Here is an 18,108-nt window from a genome sequence, read left to right on the forward strand (position 1 = left end):
ACCCTTTGCCGCTGCCGACACCCACCGCTCCCTCTTCTGCCGCACCGCGCAGCATCCGCCTCGAGGCGGTCACGCTGGTCCGCGGCGACCAACGCGTCTTCGATGGGCTGACGCTTCGCCTCGACGAAGCCCGCATCGGCCTCGTCGGCGACAACGGCGCCGGCAAGAGCAGCCTGTTCCGCCTGCTCGCGGGGCTCGATGCGCCGCAGCAGGGGCGGGTCGTGGTGCACGGCTGCGACACGCGCGCCGAGCGCCGGCAACTGCCGCAGCGCGTCGGGCTGATGTTCCAGAACCCCGACGACCAGATCATCTTCCCGACCGTTGCCGAGGAGCTCGCGTTCAGCCTGAGCGCGCGCGGCGAATCGCGCCAGGCGGCGCGCCGCCTGGCGCACGACTTCCTCGCGCAGCACGGCCTCGCGGCCTGGGCCGGGCGCGCCGTCGGCGAACTGAGCCAGGGCCAGCGCCAGCAGGTCTGCCTGCTTGCGCTGCAGATCGGCCGGCCGGCCACGCTGCTGCTCGACGAGCCTTTCGCAAGCCTCGACCTGCCGAGCCAGGCGCGGCTCGCGGCGCAACTGGCGGCCACCGACCAGCAGGTGATTCTTTCCACGCACCTGCTCGCGCATGTGCAGGGCTTCGAGCGCGTGCTGTGGCTCGACGGCGGCCGGGTGCGTGGCGACGGCCCGGGCCGGGAGATCTGCGCGGCTTATGCCGAGGACGTGCGCCGGCGCGCGCAAGCGCAGCAGCCGGGGGCCGCCGATGCGTAGCCTCTATTCGTCGCACGCCACCTGGATGCACGCGCTGCCCGCCTGGTGCAAGCTCGCGGCGCTGTCGGCCTGCGGCACCTTGCTGGTGCTGGTCGACAGTCCGCTTCTCCTGGCCGCGGCATGCGCCGTGGTGCTGCTGCTTTTTGCGTCGCTCGGGCAGGTCGCCTGGCGCCGCGTGCGCATGCTCGTCGGCATTGCGGTGGCGGGTGCCTTGATCGTCGCGTTCCATGCGTTCCTGGGCTCGCTGCCGCTCGGCGTCGCAAGCGCGCTGCGGCTCGCGAGCGCCGCGGTGCTCGCGCTGATGCTGACGCTGACCACGCGCTTCGAGGACCTGCTGGCGCTGCTCGAAACGCTGATGCAGCCCCTGCAACGCTTCGGCGTGCCGACCGAGCGGATCGCGCTCGGCATCGGTTTGATGCTGCGCTTCGCCGAGAATTTCTACGTGCAGTGGCAGCGCCTCGACGATGCCCACCGCGCCCGCAGCGGGCAGGGCGGCGGGCTGCGGCTGCTGGCACCGCTGACGATCCGCACGCTGCAGACCGCCGAGCGCGTGGCCGATGCCCTCGCGGCCCGCATGGGTCGCTGACCGGCCGCGCGAGGCACCGTCGCTTTCTCCATCCATCCACCCACACCGCCTTGCCATGACCTCTTCCGGCTCCGCCCACTCGTCCCGTTCCCTGTCGTACATCGCGCTGTTCGCGGCGCTGATGGCGGTGTTCGGCCTGATTCCGAAGGTCGACCTGCCGTTCGGGGTGCCGATCACGCTGCAGTCGCTCGGCGTCATGCTCGCCGGCTGCCTGCTCGGGCCGCGGCGCGGCTTCCTGGCCATGGCGCTGTTCCTGCTCGCGGTGGCGCTCGGCCTGCCGCTCCTGCCGGGTGGCCGCGGCGGCCTCGCGGTGTTCGTGGCGCCGGCTTCGGGCTTTCTGTTCGGCTGGATGTTCGGTGCCTTCGCCTGCGGGCTGCTGATGCGCCGCATGGCCGGCGCGACCGGCAAGGGGCTGCTGGCCGCGGCCTTCCTGTCGGCCTTCGTCGGCGGCATCCTCGTGGTCTATGCCTTCGGCATCGCGGGGCTCTCGCTCGTGGCCCACATGTCGCTGTCGCAGGCGGCGCTCGCGGTGCTGGTCTTCGTTCCCGGCGACCTGATCAAGTGCGGCCTTTGCGCGCTGCTCGTGCAAACGGTGATGAGCGGCCTGCCGCACTGGCGGCTCGACAAGGACTGAGACGCGCCCCGAAGCGCCTGCGGCGCCTCCCCCCACTGGGGGGCGCACCCGGTGGACGGGCGGAGCCCGATCCACGGGTGCACTGGGTTGTATTCGCGGTTATCCGACGCGCGTGAAGACGGTGCGCGAGAGATAGTCCTTGCGCGGGCCGGCCACGGTGTGCTCGACCTCGAAGGTGCCGTCGGCGCGAAAGCGGTAGCGGCTGTCGTACTGGTCGGCCACGCAAAGGTGCCCGGCCGATCCGGCGAGCGCGTCGCCATCGGGCGCGAGCGCGATGCGGTGAAAGAGCCGCGGCGGCGTCTCGGCGAAGAACACCGAGAAGCCGCCGGGGCTGCGCTCGAACAGGTAGTCGCGGCGGCCTTCGAAGCTTTGCCCGCTGGCGAGCAACTGCACCCGCCCGGCCTCACGGTAGGCCAACCGGCCTGCGGCATCGCGCCTGAACTCGGCCTTTCCCTGCATCGTGGCCTGGCCCACGATCGTGCGGGCCAGCGTCCAGAGACCCTCCAGGCGGTCGAAGATCTGGTCAGGCGCACCCCAGGCCGCGGAAGTCGATAAGGAAGCCGATGACATGGCCAGACTCTAAGCTGGACCGCATCGCCCCTTCCTTTTGCTGTGATTGTTTCGATTCCGTGAACACCGTGGTTCCTTCTAATGAGGGTTTTTACCTAGGGATCGGCGCACAATTCATCTCACAGGCCAGCCACCCGCTGACCTGGGTGAACAAGGCCCCCGAGCGAGGTGCCTGCCCCGGCAAGGGGCGGTGACCTACCCAAGACCGGTTCGAATCATCCAGACGAAAACTGAACTGAACTGAAGGAAATCAAAATGACCGCCTCGAAGATCCTCTCCGCCGTTGCCGTTGCCCTCATGGCCGTTGCCGGTTCCGCCCACGCCGAAACCTATGAAGGCGTGCACCCCCTGACCTCGGGCGTCAGCCGCGCCGAAGTCGCCAGCGAAGCCGTGGCCGCTGCGCACAGCGCCGACCCGTACGCCACCGGTGCCCAGGCCGGCCCGGCCCGCGCCTTCATCTCGACCGCCAGCGTTGACGCAGTCCGCGCCGAAGCCGTGGCCGCCGCACGCAGCGCCGACCCGTATGCCGAAGGCGCTTCGTCCGGCGTGGCACCGCTCGTCGCCAGCACCGTCGACCGCGCCACGGTGCGTGCCGCAGCCCGCGCTGCCGCTCACGGCGACGCGCTGCCGCTGTAATCCACGGCAGGCCCGGGCACCTGCTGCCCGCCCCCGAAAGCCGGCCCTTGCGTAAGCGGGGCCGGCTTTTTCATGCCTGTGCGCCGCTGGGTATCGCGCAACGCATGCTTTCGCCTTATAGGTCGTGGTGCCCGGCTCACGCGAGAATGCCGGACTGCTTCCGCTGCGAAAAAAGAAAGAAAGCATGATCCGTCGCCGCACCGGTGGCGCTCCGACACGCATGGCACTCACTCTCGACCCCGAAGACACACGCGCGCGCATCCACGACCTGGTGTGGTGCGGCTTTCATCCCGATGCCGACGTCGAGTGGATGGTCACCGACGAGTACCTCGATCCCGACGAGCTCACGGTCGAGGACCGCGCCTGGATCAAGGCCGAGGCCGCACGCGCCTGCGCCGAGAAGCACGCTGCAGAGGCCGGCTGGCCCGCCCAGACCGAGCACGACCGGCTCGAGGCCGTGTTCGTGCAGCTGCGCGCCGAGAAGATCATCGCGCTGCACCGCGCGGGCAACACGCTGTCCGACGGCCACGACGACGTGCGCGAGCAGTGGCGCGCGGCAGGGCGCATGGACTCCGGCATCCGCGGGTGCTGCTTCTATCACGCGCAGGACCTCGATACGGCGGTACGCACAGGAAGGCTCCACCTGGCGTTCAGCGGCGGCATGATCCCCGAGCTCGAGCAGCGCGAGGCGAACACCGTGGCGGTTGGCCGGCGCATCGTCGAGCTGCTGCAGTCGGCGGGCTTCGAGGCGCGCTGGAGCGGCAACGTCAGCGAGCGCATCGAAGCCGACCTCGGCCAGTGGCGCAAGCGCAGCCCGCGGGCCTGAGCGTGGCCCTTGCGGGCGCAGCGGCAATGGCCTGCGCCAGCAAGGGTCGCGCGTTCGCGCGATCATCGGGCGCATGATCCCGTTCTCGATCCTCGACCTCTCGCCCATCACCGAAGGCAGCGACGCTGCGCAGTCGTTCCGCAACTCGCTCTCGCTGGCGCGGCATGGCGAGGCGCTCGGCTACGCACGCTACTGGCTCGCAGAGCACCATGGCATGCCCGGCATCGCCAGCGCGGCCACGGCGGTGCTGCTGTCGTACATCGGCGCGGGCACCTCGACCATCCGCATCGGCGCCGGTGGCGTGATGCTGCCGAACCATTCGCCGCTCGTGATCGCCGAGCAGTTCGGCACGCTGGAGTCGCTGTACCCGGGGCGCGTCGACCTCGGCCTGGGCCGTGCGCCGGGTTCCGACCAGCGCACCGCGCGCGCGCTGCGGCGCAACCTCGAGTCCGACGCCGACCAGTTCCCGCAGGACGTGGTCGAGCTGATGGACTTCATGTCGAAGAATCCGCAGCAGGCCGTGCGCGCCGTGCCGGGCGCGGGGCTCGAGGTACCGGTGTGGATCCTCGGCTCCAGCACCTTCGGCGCGCAGCTCGCCGCGCACCTGGGCCTGCCCTACGCCTTCGCGTCGCATTTCGCGCCGCAGCAGCTCATGCAGGCGATCCAGATCTACCGCGAGACATTCAAGCCGTCGGCGCAGCTGCAGAAGCCGTACGTGATGCTGGGCTTCAACGTGTTCGTGGCCGACACCGATGCCGAAGCCGAATTTCGCGCCTCCTCGTGGCAGCAGGCCTTCGTGAACCTGCGCAGCGGCCGCCCCGGGCGCCTGCCGCCGCCCGTGGAGGGCTACCGCGAGAAGGTGGGCCCGGCCGAGAACGCGCTGCTCGACTCGGTGCTGTCGTGTTCGGCCGTCGGATCGCCCGCCACGGTCCGCGAAGGCGTGCGCGCCTTCATCGAGCGCACGGGGGCCGACGAGCTGATGATCACCTCGCAGGTCTTCGACCATGCGGCGCGGCTGCGCTCCTACGAGCTGCTGGCCGGCCTGCGCGCGCAGGGCTGATTTCCCCCACGCCGCCGGGCCCTGGCGCGGGGCTGGGACAATGGCGCGCTTATGGCAGCAGCAAAGCAACGCATCGTGGTGGGACTGAGCGGCGGGGTCGACTCCGCCGTCACGGCGCACCTGCTCAAGCAGCAGGGGCACGAAGTGGTCGGCATCTTCATGAAGAACTGGGAAGACGACGACGACAGCGAGTACTGCTCGTCGAATATCGATTTCGTCGACGCCGCGAGCGTGGCCGACGTGCTCGGCATCGAGATCGAGCACGTCAACTTCGCGGCCGACTACAAGGACCGCGTGTTCGCCGAGTTCCTGCGCGAATACAAGGCGGGCCGCACGCCGAACCCCGATGTGCTGTGCAACGCCGAGATCAAGTTCAAGGCCTTCCTCGACCACGCGATGCGCCTGGGCGCCGAGAAGATCGCCACCGGCCATTACGCGCGCGTGCGCTTCGATGCGGCCTCGGGGCGCCACGAACTGCGGAAGGGGCTTGATCCCGCCAAGGACCAGAGCTACTTCCTGCATCGCCTGAACCAGGCGCAGTTGTCGAAGACGCTGTTCCCGGTCGGCGAACTGCACAAGACCGAGGTGCGCCGCATCGCCGAGGAGATCGGCCTGCCCAATGCGAAGAAGAAGGATTCGACCGGCATCTGCTTCATCGGCGAGCGCCCGTTCCGCGAGTTTCTCAACCGCTACATCTCGAAAGAACCGGGTCCGATCAAGGACGACCGCGGCCGCAAGCTCGGCGAGCACCAGGGCCTGAGCTTCTACACGCTGGGCCAGCGGCAGGGCCTGGGCATCGGCGGCGTCAAGGAGAAGGGCGCACAGCGCGGTGCGGGCGATCACTCGCCGTGGTTCGTGGCGCGCAAGGACGTCGAGAAGAACACGCTCTGGGTGGTGCAGGGCCACGACCATCCCTGGCTGCTGTCGTCGTCGCTCGTGGCGGGCGACGTCAGCTGGACCGCGGGCGAGCCGCCCGCGCCGGGCCGCTACGGTTCGAAGGCACGCTATCGACAGGCGGACGCGGGATGCGAAATGGATGCGGCGCCCCAGGGTGGCGAGGCTGCGGCGGGCTTCATGCTGCGCTTCGACGCGCCGCAGTGGGCCGTCACGCCGGGTCAGTCGGCGGTGCTCTATGACGGCGAGCGCTGCCTGGGCGGCGGCGTGATCGTCTGACGCGCGGGCGCCGGGTCCCTCAGCGCACCGACGGGTCGACGTGCACCAGGTCGAGCGGAAAGCGCCGGCCGGCCAGGTAGTCCTCGACGCATTGCAGCAGCAGCGGACTGCGGTGGCGCGCCACGCTGGCGCGGATCTCGTCGGCACTCATCCAGAGGGTGCGCACGATGCCGGTGTCGAGCTCGTGGCCCGCTTCGCGCGGGCCCAGGGTGCCGGTGAAGGCAAAGCGCATGTAGGTCACGTCCACGGGGTCTTCGTCGTCTTCTTCGTCGCCGGCACGGCGCGAACGGGCCATGTAGATGCCGATCAGCGCGGTCGGTTCGAAGGCGTGGGCGGTTTCCTCGAGCGCCTCGCGCGCGCAGCCCTCGGCTGGCGATTCGCCGGGGTCGAGGTGTCCGGCCGGCGTGTTGAGCCGCAGCCCGTCGGCGGTGTGTTCCTCGACCAGCAGGAAGCGGCCGTCTTGTTCGATCACCGCCGCGACGGTGACGTTGGGTTTCCAGCGCGATGTCATTTCGGCTCCGTTCCTTGGTGGCCCCCGTGGCCGAAACCGATTGGAACCCATTCGCGACGGAGATGCCGGCTGCAGGCCGGACGTGGCGCGCTCAGCGCGCGAAGCTGCCGGGCAGCGACTTGGCGTCGACCATCTCGAGCCGGTAGCCCAGGCCGTAGATGGCCAGCAGCAGGAATCCGCTCGACGGGCGCAGGCCGAGCTTGGTCCGAAGGCGCGAGACATGGGTGTCGAGCGACCGGGAGAGCGCCTCCACGCCGACGCCCCAGACCGCTTCGTGCAGGTATTCGCGCGACAGCAATCGCCCGAGGTTCTGGAACAGGAACAGCGCGAGTTCGTATTCGCGGTTCTTGAGTGCCACTGGCTGGCCCCTGACCTTGAGGGTGCGCGAGGGCGGATAGAAATGGTAGGGGCCGAACACGAGCTCGGGCTCGTGCTGCGCCGGATAGGAGCGGCGCAGCAGGGCCGTGACCCGCGCCTCGAGCTCGTGCGCGCGCACCGGCTTGGCCATGACATCGTCGGCGCCTGCATTGAGGCCTTCGACCACATCGGCCTCGCCGCAGCGGCTGGTCACGACGAGGACCGGGACGCGGCTCTTGAGTTCGGTGCGCGCGATCCGGACGACTTCGAGTCCGCAGATATCGGGCAGACACCGCTCGAGGATGATGAGATCGAAGGTCTGTCGCCGAAGGATCTGCAGCAACTGCCCGCCTTCGCTGTAGCTGTGGCATTCGTGCCCGAGGCCGCCAATAGCCTCGTTGATCAGCTGGCGCTGATCGGACTCTTGGTCAAGTACTGCGATGCGCATTCCGTCCCCTTTTCTAGTGCAATCCTGCCTCTACGGGCTTTTCAGCGCGGAGTGTATCTATCTGCATCTGGAGGGGTAAATGCGGCCCGCAACTAATTCGCAATTTCGGGAATTTCGGCCTCGGTAACAGAGTTTTTGCATATCACTGCAAACAAATGCGCAGTTCAACTCGCGCCCCCGGGGCTGATGGCAGCGCAGGCCTGGGCGGCACCTGGGCGGTCGTCGCGCGCATCAATTCGCTAGCATTTATGTAGCTGCAAACGCAATGACTGCGGTCATCAACGCCGGAACAGACGGTAGATTTAAGCGACAGTGATCGGTGTAATCTTGCTGTAAGCTCAGCCCGCGTTCCGTATTGCCCCCTGCCCTGAGGAGATCTCTATGCTGATAGGCGTGCCAGCCGAAACGACGGCCGGCGAAACCCGCGTGGCCGTCACGCCCGAGACGGTGAAGAAACTAGTCGCTGCGGGGCATGCCCTGCGGGTGCAGTCAGGGGCCGGGGTGGCGGCCAGCGTCACCGATGCGGCCTACCAGGCCGCCGGCGCCGAGATCGTCGACCGCGCCGCTGCGTTCGGCGCCGAGATGGTGCTCAAGGTGCGTTCGCCCGGCGACGACGAAGCCGCGCTCATGAAGCCGGGCACGGTCGTGATCGGCATGCTCAACCCGTTCGACGCGGCCGGCCTGCAGCGCCTGGCGGCCGCCGGCCTCACGGCCTTCGCGCTCGAGGCCGCGCCGCGCACCACGCGTGCGCAGAGCATGGACGTGCTGAGCTCGCAGGCCAACATCGCGGGCTACAAGGCCGTGATGATCGCGGCCGACAAGTACCAGCGCTTCTTCCCGATGCTGATGACCGCCGCGGGCACCGTGAAGGCGGCGCGCGTGGTCATCCTGGGGGTTGGCGTCGCGGGCCTGCAGGCGATCGCGACGGCCAAGCGCCTCGGCGCCGTGATCGAGGCCTCCGACGTGCGTCCGAGCGTCAAGGAGCAGATCGAGTCGCTCGGCGGCAAGTTCATCGACGTGCCCTACGAGACGCAGGAAGAAAAGGACGCGGCCGAAGGCGTGGGCGGCTACGCGCGGCCCATGCCGCCGAGCTGGCTCGCGCGCCAGCAGGCCGAGGTCGCCAAGCGCGTGGCGCTGGCCGACGTGGTCGTCAGCACGGCGCTCATCCCCGGTCGCGCGGCACCGACGCTCATTACCGAAGAGATGGTGAAGTCGATGAAGCCCGGCTCGGTCATCGTCGACATCGCCGCCGGCAAGGGCGCCGACGGCGTGGGCGGCAACTGTCCGCTCTCGGAAGCCGACCGCACGGTGGTCAAGCACGGCGTCACGATCGTGGGCGAGACGAATCTCCCGGCGCTGGTGGCGGCGGATGCCTCGGCGCTCTACGCGCGCAACGTGCTCGATTTCCTGAAGCTGATCGTCACCAAGGAGGGCGCGCTCAAGATCGACCTCGAGGACGACATCGTCGCTGCCTGCCGCGTCGCGCACGACGGCCAGGTCACGAAGAAGTAAACAACAACGCCGGCCCAGGAGAAGCCCATGGACATCGTTTCCCATACCGTCATCAACCTGATCATCTTCGTGCTGGCCATCTACGTGGGCTACCACGTGGTCTGGACCGTCACGCCCGCGCTGCACACGCCGCTCATGGCGGTGACCAACGCCATCTCGGCGATCGTGATCGTGGGCGCCATGCTCGCGGCCGCGCTGACCGAAACCCCGCTCGGCAAGACCATGGGCGTGCTGGCGGTGGCGCTCGCGGCAGTGAACGTGTTCGGTGGCTTCCTGGTCACGCGGCGCATGCTCGAGATGTTCAAGAAGAAGGAAAAGAAGGTCGCGCCCGCGGCGCCCAAGGCCGAGTCGGGAGCCGCCCAATGAGCATGAACCTCGTCACGCTGCTGTACCTCGTTGCCAGCGTCTGCTTCATCCAGGCCTTGAAGGGCCTGTCGCATCCCACCACCTCGATCCGCGGCAACGTCTTCGGCATGACCGGCATGGCCATCGCCATGCTGACCACCGGTGCGCTGATCTACAAGCTCTCGGCGGGCAACCTCGGCGGGCTGGGCTACGTGCTGGTCGCGCTGGTCATCGGCGGCGCACTCGGCACCTTCATGGCCAACAAGGTCGAGATGACCAAGATGCCCGAACTGGTCGCCTTCATGCACAGCATGATCGGCCTGGCCGCGGTGTTCATCGCGGTTGCGGCCGTGGCCGAGCCGTACGCCTTCGGCATCACGCTGCGCGGCGACCCGATCCCCGCGGGCAACCGGCTCGAGTTGTTCCTCGGCGCGGCGATCGGCGCGATCACCTTCAGCGGCTCGGTCATCGCCTTCGGCAAGCTCTCGGGCAAGTACAAGTTCCGCCTGTTCCAGGGCGCCCCGGTGCAGTTCGCGGGCCAGCACATGCTGAACCTCGTGCTGGGGCTCGCGACGGTGGCTCTGGGCCTGGTGTTCATGTTCACCGAGAACTGGCCCGCATTCTTCGCGATGTTGGCACTGGCCTTCGTGCTGGGCGTGCTGATCATCATCCCGATCGGCGGCGCCGACATGCCGGTGGTGGTGTCGATGCTGAACAGCTATTCGGGCTGGGCGGCGGCGGGCATCGGCTTCAGCCTGAACAACGCGATGCTGATCGTGGCCGGCTCGCTGGTGGGCTCCTCGGGCGCGATCCTGAGCTACATCATGTGCAAGGCCATGAACCGCTCGTTCTTCAACGTCATCCTCGGTGGCTTCGGCGGCGATGCCGCAGCCGCCACGGGCGGCGCAAAGGAACAGCGCCCCGTGAAGACCGGCAGCGCCGACGACGCGGCCTTCGTGCTCGGCAATGCCGAGACGGTCGTGATCGTGCCGGGCTACGGCCTGGCGGTGGCGCGGGCGCAGCACGCGGTGAAGGAACTCGCGGCCAAGCTCACCGAAAAGGGCATCACCGTGAAGTACGCGATCCACCCGGTCGCGGGTCGCATGCCGGGCCACATGAACGTGCTGCTGGCCGAGGCCGAGGTGCCCTACGACCAGGTGTTCGAGATGGAAGACATCAACGGCGAGTTCGGCCAGGCCGACGTCGCGATCATCCTCGGCGCCAACGACGTGGTGAACCCGGCCGCCCACACCAAGGGCAGCCCGATCTACGGCATGCCGATCCTCGAGGCCTACAAGGCCAAGACCGTGATCGTGAACAAGCGCTCGATGGCGGCAGGTTATGCGGGCCTGGACAACGAACTCTTCTACATGGACAAGACCATGATGGTCTTTGGGGACGCGAAGAAAGTAGTGGAAGATATGGGCAAGGCCATCGAATAGGCCCATCCGCGCAAGATCTTTGCGGCGCACTCCAGTGCGCCGCTTTTCGTTGCCATCTCAGATAACCCGATTTGGAGGAGACAAGTCCATGTCCGACCGTCCCTGGCTCAGCAGCTACCCGCAAGGCGTGCCTGCCGATATCGATGCTTCGCAGTACCCGTCGCTGGTGGCGCTCATGGAAGAGAGCTTCACCAAGTACGCCGACCGCACGGCCTACAGCTTCATGGGCAAGGACGTCAGCTTCGGCGAAACCGACAAGCTCAGCAAGGCCTTCGCGGCCTACCTGCAGGGCCTGGGGCTCGTCAAGGGCGACCGCGTGGCCGTGATGATGCCCAATTGCCCGCAGTACCCGGTCGCCGTGGCGGCCATCCTGCGCGCCGGCCTGATCCTGGTGAACGTGAACCCGCTCTACACGCCGCGTGAGCTTGAGCACCAGCTCAAGGATTCGGGCTCGAAAGCCATCGTCATCATGGAGAACTTCGGCACCACGCTGCAGCAGTGCATCGCGGCCACGCCGGTCCGGCACATCGTGCTGGCCGCCATGGGCGACCGGCTCGGCTTCCTGAAGGGCGCGATCGTCAACTACGTCGTGCGCAACGTGAAGAAGCTCGTGCCGCACTTCAGCCTGCCCGGCGCGGTGCGCTTCAACGACGCGCTCGACCAGGGCGCGAGCCGCACGCTGCAGGTGCCCGCCATCGGGCCTGACGACGTGGCCGTGCTGCAGTACACCGGCGGCACCACGGGCGTCTCGAAGGGGGCCGTGCTGCTGCACCGCAACGTGATCGCCAACGTGCTGCAGTCCGAAGCCTGGAACGAGCCCGTGATGGCGCAGGTGCCGGCGGGCGAGCAGCCCACGGGCGTTTGCGCGTTGCCGCTGTATCACATCTTCGCGTTCACCGTGGGCATGATGCTGAGCATGCGCACGGGCGGCAAGCTGATCCTGATCCCGAATCCGCGTGACCTCGCGGGCGTGCTCAAAGAACTCTCGAAGCACACGGTCCACAGCTTTCCGGCCGTCAACACGCTGTTCAACGGGCTCGCGAACCACCCCGACTTCAACACCGTCAACTGGAAGAACCTCAAGGTGTCGGTGGGCGGCGGCATGGCGGTGCAGGCCGCGGTCGCGAAGCTGTGGCTCGAGAAGACCGGCTGTCCGATCTGCGAGGGCTACGGCCTGTCCGAGACCTCGCCCTCGGCCACCTGCAACCCGACCGACAGCAAGGCCTTCACCGGCACCATCGGCCTGCCGCTGCCGGGCACCTGGCTCAAGCTGCTCGACGACGAGGGCCGCGAAGTACCGCCGGGCCAGCCCGGCGAGATCGCCATCAAGGGCCCGCAGGTGATGGCGGGCTATTGGCAGCGTCCCGACGAGACGGCCAAGGTCATGACGGCCGACGGCTACTTCAAGAGCGGCGACATCGGCATGGTCGACGAGCGCGGCTATTTCAAGGTGGTCGACCGCAAGAAGGACATGATCCTGGTCTCGGGCTTCAACGTCTATCCGAACGAGGTCGAAGACGTGGTGGCGCAGATACCCGGTGTGCTCGAGTGCGCGGCCGTGGGCGTGGCCGACGAGAAGACCGGCGAGGCCGTGAAGCTCGTGATCGTCAAGAAGGACCCCTCGCTGACCGAGGCGCAGGTGCGCGATTACTGCCGCGCCAACCTCACGGGCTACAAGCAGCCGCGGGTGATCGAGTTCCGCACCGACCTGCCGAAGACGCCCGTCGGCAAGATCCTGCGCCGCGAGCTGCGCGACGCGAAAAAGTAGCCGCCGACCGATGAGCGGCCCCGTCGCCATCGTCGCGGCCATGCACGAGGAGCTCGGCGCGCTGCTCGCGCAGATGCCCGATGAACAGCGCGTGCGCGCGGCCGGGCGCGATTTCTGGCTCGGCCATCTGCACGGCCAACCGGTCGTCGCGGTGCTGTCGCGCATCGGCAAGGTGGCCGCGGCGATCACCGCGACGGTGCTGATCGAGCGCTTCGGCGTGCGCGCGATCGTGTTCACGGGCGTGGCGGGCGGGCTGGCACCGGGCGTGGCGGTGGGCGACGTGGTCGTCGCCACGCAACTGCTGCAGCACGACCTCGATGCCTCGCCGATCTTCCCGAAGTACGAAGTGCCGCTCATGGGGCTGTCGCGCTTCGCCGCGGATGCGTCGATCAGCGACGGCATTGCCGCGGCGGCCGAGGGCATGCTGCGCGACCCCGTGGCGCTGCTGGGGCGGCATGCGGTCGATGCCTTCGGCCTGCGTGCGCCGAAACTGCACCGCGGCCTGGTCGTGAGCGGCGACCGCTTCGTGTCGACCAGCGCCGAGAGCGCCGCCTTGCGCCGCGACCTGCCTGAGGCGCTGGCGGTGGAGATGGAGGGCGCAGCGATGGCCCAGGCGTGCCACGACCACGGCGTGCCCTTCGCAGCGGTGCGCACCATATCCGACCGCGCCGACGACGCGGCGCATGGCGACTTCGCGCGCTTCGTCGCCGAGGTGGCGAGCCGCTACAGCCTCGCGCTCGTCAGCGGCTGGCTCGCAGCGCGACCCCTTGCCCAGGGTTAGCAGGCCCTACTTGAGCCAGCCGCGGTGGCGGAAGTACCACATCGGCCCCAGCGCGCTCGCGGCCATCAGCGCGAGCGCATACGGGTAGCCGATCGCCCAGTCGAGCTCGGGCATGAACTTGAAGTTCATGCCGTAGATGCTCGCGATCAGCGTCGGCGGCAGCAATGCGACGCTCGCGACCGAGAAGATCTTGATGGTCTTGTTCTGGTTGATGTTGATGAAACCGACGGTCGCATCCATCAGGAAGTTGATCTTGTCGAACAGGAAGGCCGTGTGGTTGTCGAGCGATTCGATGTCCCGCATGATCTGCCGCGCTTCCTCGAACTGCTCGGCGTTGAGCATGCGGCTGCGCATCAAAAAGCTCACTGCGCGGCGCGTGTCCATCACGTTGCGGCGGATGCGGCCGTTCAGGTCTTCCTGGCGCGCGATGGCGCCGAGCACCTCGCCGGCCAGCTCGTCGCTGACGTTGCCTTCGAGCACCTTCTTGCCCGCGATCTCGAGCTCGTCGTAGATGTTCTCGAGCGTGTCGGCCGAGTATTCGGCGTCGGCGTCGAAGAGCTTGAGCAGTACTTCCTTCGCGTCCTCGATCAGGCCCGGCGCACGGCGCGCACGCATGCGCAGCAGGCGGAACACCGGCACGTCCTCGTCGTGGATCGAGAACAGCACGCCGCAGCTGCGGAGTTCGGTGTTGTGCTGGTTCAGGATGAAGGCCACGCGCACCGAGCGCGGATCCTCGTCGTCGTCGATCAGGAAGTCGGAGCGGATGTGCAGCTCGCCGTTGTCTTCCTCGTAGAAGCGCGCGGACTCCTCGATGTCCTCGTCCATCGCGTCTTCGGGAATCGAGAGGCCGTAGTACTGCTTGATCCAGCGCTTTTCCTCGAGCGTGGGCGACTCGAGGTCGACCCAGATGGGCTGGAACTTGGACAGCTCCTCGAGGGCCTCGATCTCTTCCTGGACAAGGCGGCCGTTGGCGAGCGTGAAGATATTGAGCATGGGCTCACTCCCTTGAAATGGCTGTGGCGGAGGGGCAGGGAAGGGGCGCTTTCAAATCCCGGCCCCGCGCCGGCGCTTCGCAGAAGGCGTCAGCAGGTGGGAGTTGAAAGCTGCAGAGACGGAGCGGTTTCCATGGTGCGGTCTCGGGTGGCAGCAAGGCCGCGATTATGTCATCGGCCCTGTGTCACGACGCGGGCGATCTGGATGGACATACAGTAGAGTTGCACCCATGCAGACCACTGCGCCTCCCGTCCTCCCCGCCACCGCCGCCACCCAGGCCGAGCGCCTCGCTGCCGCGCTGTCGGCCCTCAACGACGCGCAGCGCGCCGCGGTGGAGCACGGCGTCGGCGCCGTCGCGGGGCGCGACGACCGGCCGCTGCTGGTGATCGCCGGCGCCGGGTCCGGCAAGACCAGCACGCTCGCGCACCGGGTGGCGCGGTTGATCGCCGATGGGGTCGATCCGCAGCGCCTGCTGCTGCTGACCTTCTCGCGCCGTGCGGCGCAGGAAATGGAACGGCGCGCCGGGCAGGTGCTGGCGCGCGTGCTCGGCCTGCGTTCCGAAAAGCCACCCGCGCTGCCCTGGGCCGGCACCTTCCACGGCATCGGCGCGCGGCTGCTGCGCGAATATGCGGCCCACGTCGGCCTGGACGACCATTTCACGATCCACGACCGCGGCGATGCCGAGGACCTCATGGGCCTGGTGCGCCACGCGCTCGGCCTGTCGTCCACCGCCAACCGATTTCCGCGCAAGGGCACCTGCCTGTCGATCTACTCGCGCTGCGTCAACACGCGTGCGCCGATCGAGCGCGTGCTGGCCGAGGCCTTTCCCTGGTGCGCCGAGTGGGAGGCAGAGCTCAAGCGCCTGTTCGGTGCCTACGTCGAGGCCAAGCAGCAGCAGAACGTGCTCGACTACGACGACCTGCTGCTCTACTGGGCCGAGATGGTGGCCGAGCCCTCGCTCGCAGCGCTGATCGGCGCACGCTTCGACCATGTGCTGGTCGACGAGTACCAGGACACCAACTTGCTGCAGGCCTCGATCCTGCAGGCGCTCAAGCCCGACGGGCGCGGCGTGACCGTGGTGGGCGACGATGCGCAGTCGATCTACTCGTTCCGCGGCGCCACGGTGCGCAACATCCTCGACTTCCCGTCGCAGTTCTCGCAGGCCGCGCGCGTGGTCACGCTGGAGCGCAACTACCGCTCGACGCAGCCGATCCTCGACGTGTCGAACCGTGTCATCGCGCAGGCCGCCGAGCGGCATGCCAAGACGCTCTGGACCGACAAGCCCTCGGCCGGGCGGCCGCAGCTGGTGCTCGTGCCCGACGAGGCGCAGCAGGCGGTGTGGGTGGCCGACAAGGTGCTCGAACACCGCGAGGGCGGGCTCGCGCTCAAGTCGCAGGCGGTGCTGTTTCGCACCTCCACGCACAGCGCGGCACTCGAACTCGAGCTTGCGCGCCGCAACATTCCGTTCGTGAAGTACGGCGGCCTCAAGTTCCTCGAGGCCGGCCATGTGAAAGACCTGCTCGCGGTGCTGCGCTTCGCTGAGAACCCGCGCGGGCGCATGGCGGGCTTTCGCGTCACGCAGCTTATCCCGGGCATCGGGCCCGCCACGGGCGCCCGGCTGCTCGACGCGATGGAGGGCGCGGCCGATCCGGCGGCGGTGGTGCGCGGCTTCGTGCCGCCGGCCGCCGCGCGCGCCGAATGGGCCGTGTTCGCCGAGGCTTACGCGGCCCTGCGCGATCCGTCGCTGTCCTGGCCTGCCGACGTGGACCTGGCGGCGCGCTGGTACCTGCCGCATCTCGAGCGGCTCTATGACGACCCGTCCGGCGTGCGGCGCGCCGACATCGAGCAGCTGGCGCGGCTGGCGTCGGGTTACGGCTCGCGCGAACGCTTCCTGACCGAGCTCACGCTCGATCCGCCCGAGGCCACGAGCGACCGGCCCGGTCCGCCCCTGCTCGACGAGGACTACCTGATCCTGTCGACCATCCATTCGGCCAAGGGGCAGGAATGGAACTCGGTGCATGTGCTCAACGTCGTCGACGGCTGCCTGCCTGCCGATGTGGCGCAGGGCGCGCACGAACTCGAAGAGGAACGGCGGCTGCTCTACGTGGCCATGACCCGGGCCCGCGACCACCTGCACCTGCTGGTGCCGCAGCGCTTCTACGTCACGCAGCAGGCCGTGCGCGGCGATCGGCACCTCTACGCCAACCGAACGCGCTTCATTTCCGACCGCGATCTCGAAGGCTTCGAGCAGCAGACCTGGCCCCCGCCGCCGGTGCGCCCGCCCGCGGTGCCGCCGCCCGCGGCCGTGATCGATCTGCGCAACCGCATGCGGGCCGCCTGGCAGTGAGCGTCGCTGGGCTGGCGCGCTTTTGGCCCTTCGTGCGCAGGGGTCACTGAGCGCCCCCTCACAGCTTGAAACACGTGACCTGCCGATCGCCGCGGCGCTGGGGCGGCAGGCTTGGCAGCTATCCGATCCATAGCGGATTGGGCCACGGCCGGCGCCAGACCGCCACCCGGGCAACTCTGCTATTGCAATGGTGTGACAGCTTCGGCATAGTGAATCGACCTTCTTCTCTTTCCCCACTCCCGCACCTAACTCATTTCCGTCGGTCACGCTTCATTCCGCAGCGTGGCCATTTTCCCAACCGTCAATTCTCAGGAGGTCTTTCATGAATTTGACGATCAGCGGTCATCACCTCGACGTCACGCCTGCCTTGCGCACCTACGTCACCAGCAAGCTGGACCGGATCACGCGGCACTTCGACCAGGTGGTCGACGTGAAGGTGATCCTCACGGTGGAAAAGCAGAAGGAAAAGGAACGCCGCCAGCGGGCGGAGTGCAACATTCACGTCAAGGGCAGTGACATGTTCGCGGAGTCGAGCCATGCTGATCTCTATGCGGCCGTCGATGATCTGGTCGACAAGCTCGACCGCCAGGTCGTGCGCCACAAGGACCGGTTGCAGGACCACCATCACGCTGCGCCCAAGCGCCTGATGTAGTCCTGCGCAAACGGGCCGCGGCCCGTGTCGCCGAGCCGCCTCCGGGCGGCTTTTTGCTGTCGGCTTGAAGGGATTCTTTACACAATCCGCGCCCACTTTCGACGATTTGTAGGAAGAAAGTAACCAGGGGGACTGGGGGTTTTCACCGAGCGGGTGCATAATCGCCCCCGCTCCCACTATGAACCGACTCGCGTCCATCCTGCCGCCCGCTCAAGTGCTCGTGAGCGTCGACGCCACCAGCAAGAAACGTGCTTTCGAGGAAGCCGGCTTGCTGTTCGAGGGCCTTCATGGCCTGGGCCGCGCGCTCATCACCGACAGCCTCTTCGCGCGTGAACGCCTCGGTTCCACGGGCCTGGGGCATGGCGTCGCGATCCCGCACGGGCGCATCAAGGGCCTCAAGGCGCCCATGGCCGCGGTGTTCCAGCTGGCGAATCCGATCGGTTTCGACGCACCCGACGAGCAACCCGTCGGGCTGCTGATCTTCCTGCTGGTGCCCGAGGCCGCGACCCAGAAGCACCTCGAGATCCTCTCCGAGATTGCCGAACTGCTCAGCGACGCGTCGCTGCGCGAGCGGATCAAGTCGAGCACCGACGCAGCCGAGCTGCACGGGCTCATTGCCAGCTGGCAGTCGACGCAAGTCGCGTGAGCCGCGCCGGCCCGCCCGGTCGGTTCCTTGGTATTCTGGCCGGCCCCCCACCGCAGC

The 18,108-nt window shown here is 68.0% G+C and carries 19 protein-coding genes; 15 read left to right on the forward strand and 4 right to left on the reverse strand.

The annotated features are described in order from the left end of the window. Positions 1–5: 5 nt before the first annotated feature. Genes AC3A6J_RS17435 through AC3A6J_RS17445 form a run of 3 tightly spaced genes read left to right on the forward strand, consistent with a single transcriptional unit; the run spans position 6 to position 1,984 of the window. Complete coding sequence (locus AC3A6J_RS17435) at positions 6–764, forward strand: energy-coupling factor ABC transporter ATP-binding protein (protein ID WP_487861228.1); 759 nt, start codon at positions 6–8, stop codon at positions 762–764. Further along, positions 757–1,350: an energy-coupling factor transporter transmembrane component T family protein gene (locus AC3A6J_RS17440; RefSeq protein ID WP_487861229.1), complete on the forward strand. Its 594-nt coding sequence runs from the start codon at positions 757–759 to the stop codon at positions 1,348–1,350. The genes AC3A6J_RS17435 and AC3A6J_RS17440 overlap by 8 nt, the downstream gene beginning before the upstream one ends. A 55-nt stretch (positions 1,351–1,405) precedes the next feature. Continuing rightward, entirely contained in the window at positions 1,406–1,984 is a 579-nt protein-coding gene (locus tag AC3A6J_RS17445) for a biotin transporter BioY (RefSeq protein ID WP_487861230.1), read from the forward strand. A 99-nt stretch (positions 1,985–2,083) separates the two neighbouring features. Here the strand turns inward: AC3A6J_RS17445 and AC3A6J_RS17450 are convergent, their stop codons facing one another. Beyond that, complete coding sequence (locus tag AC3A6J_RS17450; RefSeq protein WP_487861231.1) at positions 2,084–2,554, reverse strand: DUF6314 family protein; 471 nt, start codon at positions 2,552–2,554, stop codon at positions 2,084–2,086. A gap of 255 nt (positions 2,555–2,809) precedes the next feature. On the opposite strand from AC3A6J_RS17450, the gene AC3A6J_RS17455 reads away from it, so the two are divergent. From AC3A6J_RS17455 to mnmA, 4 genes are all read left to right on the forward strand, one after another. Next, positions 2,810–3,190 (forward strand): helicase SNF2, encoded by a 381-nt coding sequence (locus AC3A6J_RS17455; RefSeq protein ID WP_487861232.1) that lies wholly within the window; start codon positions 2,810–2,812, stop codon positions 3,188–3,190. Positions 3,191–3,410: 220 nt separating this feature from the next. Continuing rightward, positions 3,411–4,016 (forward strand): DUF6891 domain-containing protein, encoded by a 606-nt coding sequence (locus AC3A6J_RS17460; protein WP_487861233.1) that lies wholly within the window; start codon positions 3,411–3,413, stop codon positions 4,014–4,016. A gap of 73 nt (positions 4,017–4,089) precedes the next feature. After that, positions 4,090–5,076 (forward strand): LLM class flavin-dependent oxidoreductase, encoded by a 987-nt coding sequence (locus AC3A6J_RS17465; protein ID WP_487861234.1) that lies wholly within the window; start codon positions 4,090–4,092, stop codon positions 5,074–5,076. A gap of 51 nt (positions 5,077–5,127) precedes the next feature. Continuing rightward, positions 5,128–6,249, forward strand: a complete 1,122-nt coding sequence (gene mnmA / locus AC3A6J_RS17470) for a tRNA 2-thiouridine(34) synthase MnmA (protein ID WP_487861235.1) — start codon at positions 5,128–5,130, stop codon at positions 6,247–6,249. 19 nt (positions 6,250–6,268) lie between these two features. Here the strand turns inward: mnmA and AC3A6J_RS17475 are convergent, their stop codons facing one another. Together AC3A6J_RS17475 and AC3A6J_RS17480 are read right to left on the reverse strand one after the other, a co-directional pair. Beyond that, on the reverse strand, positions 6,269–6,760 hold the full coding sequence (locus AC3A6J_RS17475) for an NUDIX hydrolase (protein WP_487861236.1): 492 nt from the start codon (positions 6,758–6,760) through the stop codon (positions 6,269–6,271). A gap of 91 nt (positions 6,761–6,851) precedes the next feature. Beyond that, positions 6,852–7,565 (reverse strand): response regulator transcription factor, encoded by a 714-nt coding sequence (locus AC3A6J_RS17480; protein WP_487861237.1) that lies wholly within the window; start codon positions 7,563–7,565, stop codon positions 6,852–6,854. Positions 7,566–7,946: 381 nt separating this feature from the next. Here AC3A6J_RS17480 and AC3A6J_RS17485 point away from each other — a divergent pair, with 381 nt between their 5' ends. From AC3A6J_RS17485 to AC3A6J_RS17505, 5 genes are all read left to right on the forward strand, one after another. Next, entirely contained in the window at positions 7,947–9,077 is a 1,131-nt protein-coding gene (locus AC3A6J_RS17485) for a Re/Si-specific NAD(P)(+) transhydrogenase subunit alpha (RefSeq protein ID WP_487861238.1), read from the forward strand. A gap of 27 nt (positions 9,078–9,104) precedes the next feature. Then, complete coding sequence (locus AC3A6J_RS17490; RefSeq protein WP_487861239.1) at positions 9,105–9,443, forward strand: NAD(P) transhydrogenase subunit alpha part 2; 339 nt, start codon at positions 9,105–9,107, stop codon at positions 9,441–9,443. Beyond that, entirely contained in the window at positions 9,440–10,864 is a 1,425-nt protein-coding gene (locus AC3A6J_RS17495; protein WP_487861240.1) for an NAD(P)(+) transhydrogenase (Re/Si-specific) subunit beta, read from the forward strand. The genes AC3A6J_RS17490 and AC3A6J_RS17495 overlap by 4 nt, the downstream gene beginning before the upstream one ends. Before the next feature lie 88 nt (positions 10,865–10,952). Next, positions 10,953–12,632 (forward strand): long-chain-fatty-acid--CoA ligase, encoded by a 1,680-nt coding sequence (locus AC3A6J_RS17500; RefSeq protein WP_487861241.1) that lies wholly within the window; start codon positions 10,953–10,955, stop codon positions 12,630–12,632. 10 nt (positions 12,633–12,642) lie between these two features. Then, positions 12,643–13,413, forward strand: a complete 771-nt coding sequence (locus AC3A6J_RS17505; protein ID WP_487861242.1) for a 5'-methylthioadenosine/adenosylhomocysteine nucleosidase — start codon at positions 12,643–12,645, stop codon at positions 13,411–13,413. Between the two features lie 6 nt (positions 13,414–13,419). On the opposite strand, the gene corA is transcribed toward AC3A6J_RS17505, so the two are convergent. Beyond that, a complete protein-coding gene (gene corA / locus AC3A6J_RS17510) occupies positions 13,420–14,406 on the reverse strand; it encodes a magnesium/cobalt transporter CorA (RefSeq protein ID WP_487861243.1) in 987 nt (328 codons plus the stop codon). A gap of 229 nt (positions 14,407–14,635) precedes the next feature. Here corA and AC3A6J_RS17515 point away from each other — a divergent pair, with 229 nt between their 5' ends. From AC3A6J_RS17515 to AC3A6J_RS17525, 3 genes are all read left to right on the forward strand, one after another. Continuing rightward, entirely contained in the window at positions 14,636–16,753 is a 2,118-nt protein-coding gene (locus AC3A6J_RS17515; protein ID WP_487861244.1) for an ATP-dependent helicase, read from the forward strand. Positions 16,754–17,075: 322 nt separating this feature from the next. Further along, entirely contained in the window at positions 17,076–17,405 is a 330-nt protein-coding gene (gene hpf / locus AC3A6J_RS17520) for a ribosome hibernation-promoting factor, HPF/YfiA family (RefSeq protein WP_435438958.1), read from the forward strand. A gap of 178 nt (positions 17,406–17,583) precedes the next feature. Next, positions 17,584–18,051 carry a PTS sugar transporter subunit IIA gene (locus tag AC3A6J_RS17525; protein ID WP_487861245.1) on the forward strand — a complete coding sequence of 156 codons (468 nt, stop codon included), beginning with the start codon at positions 17,584–17,586 and terminating at the stop codon, positions 18,049–18,051. Positions 18,052–18,108 lie beyond the last annotated feature (57 nt).

The organism is Variovorax sp. Soil_C_39 (genome assembly GCF_057656815.1).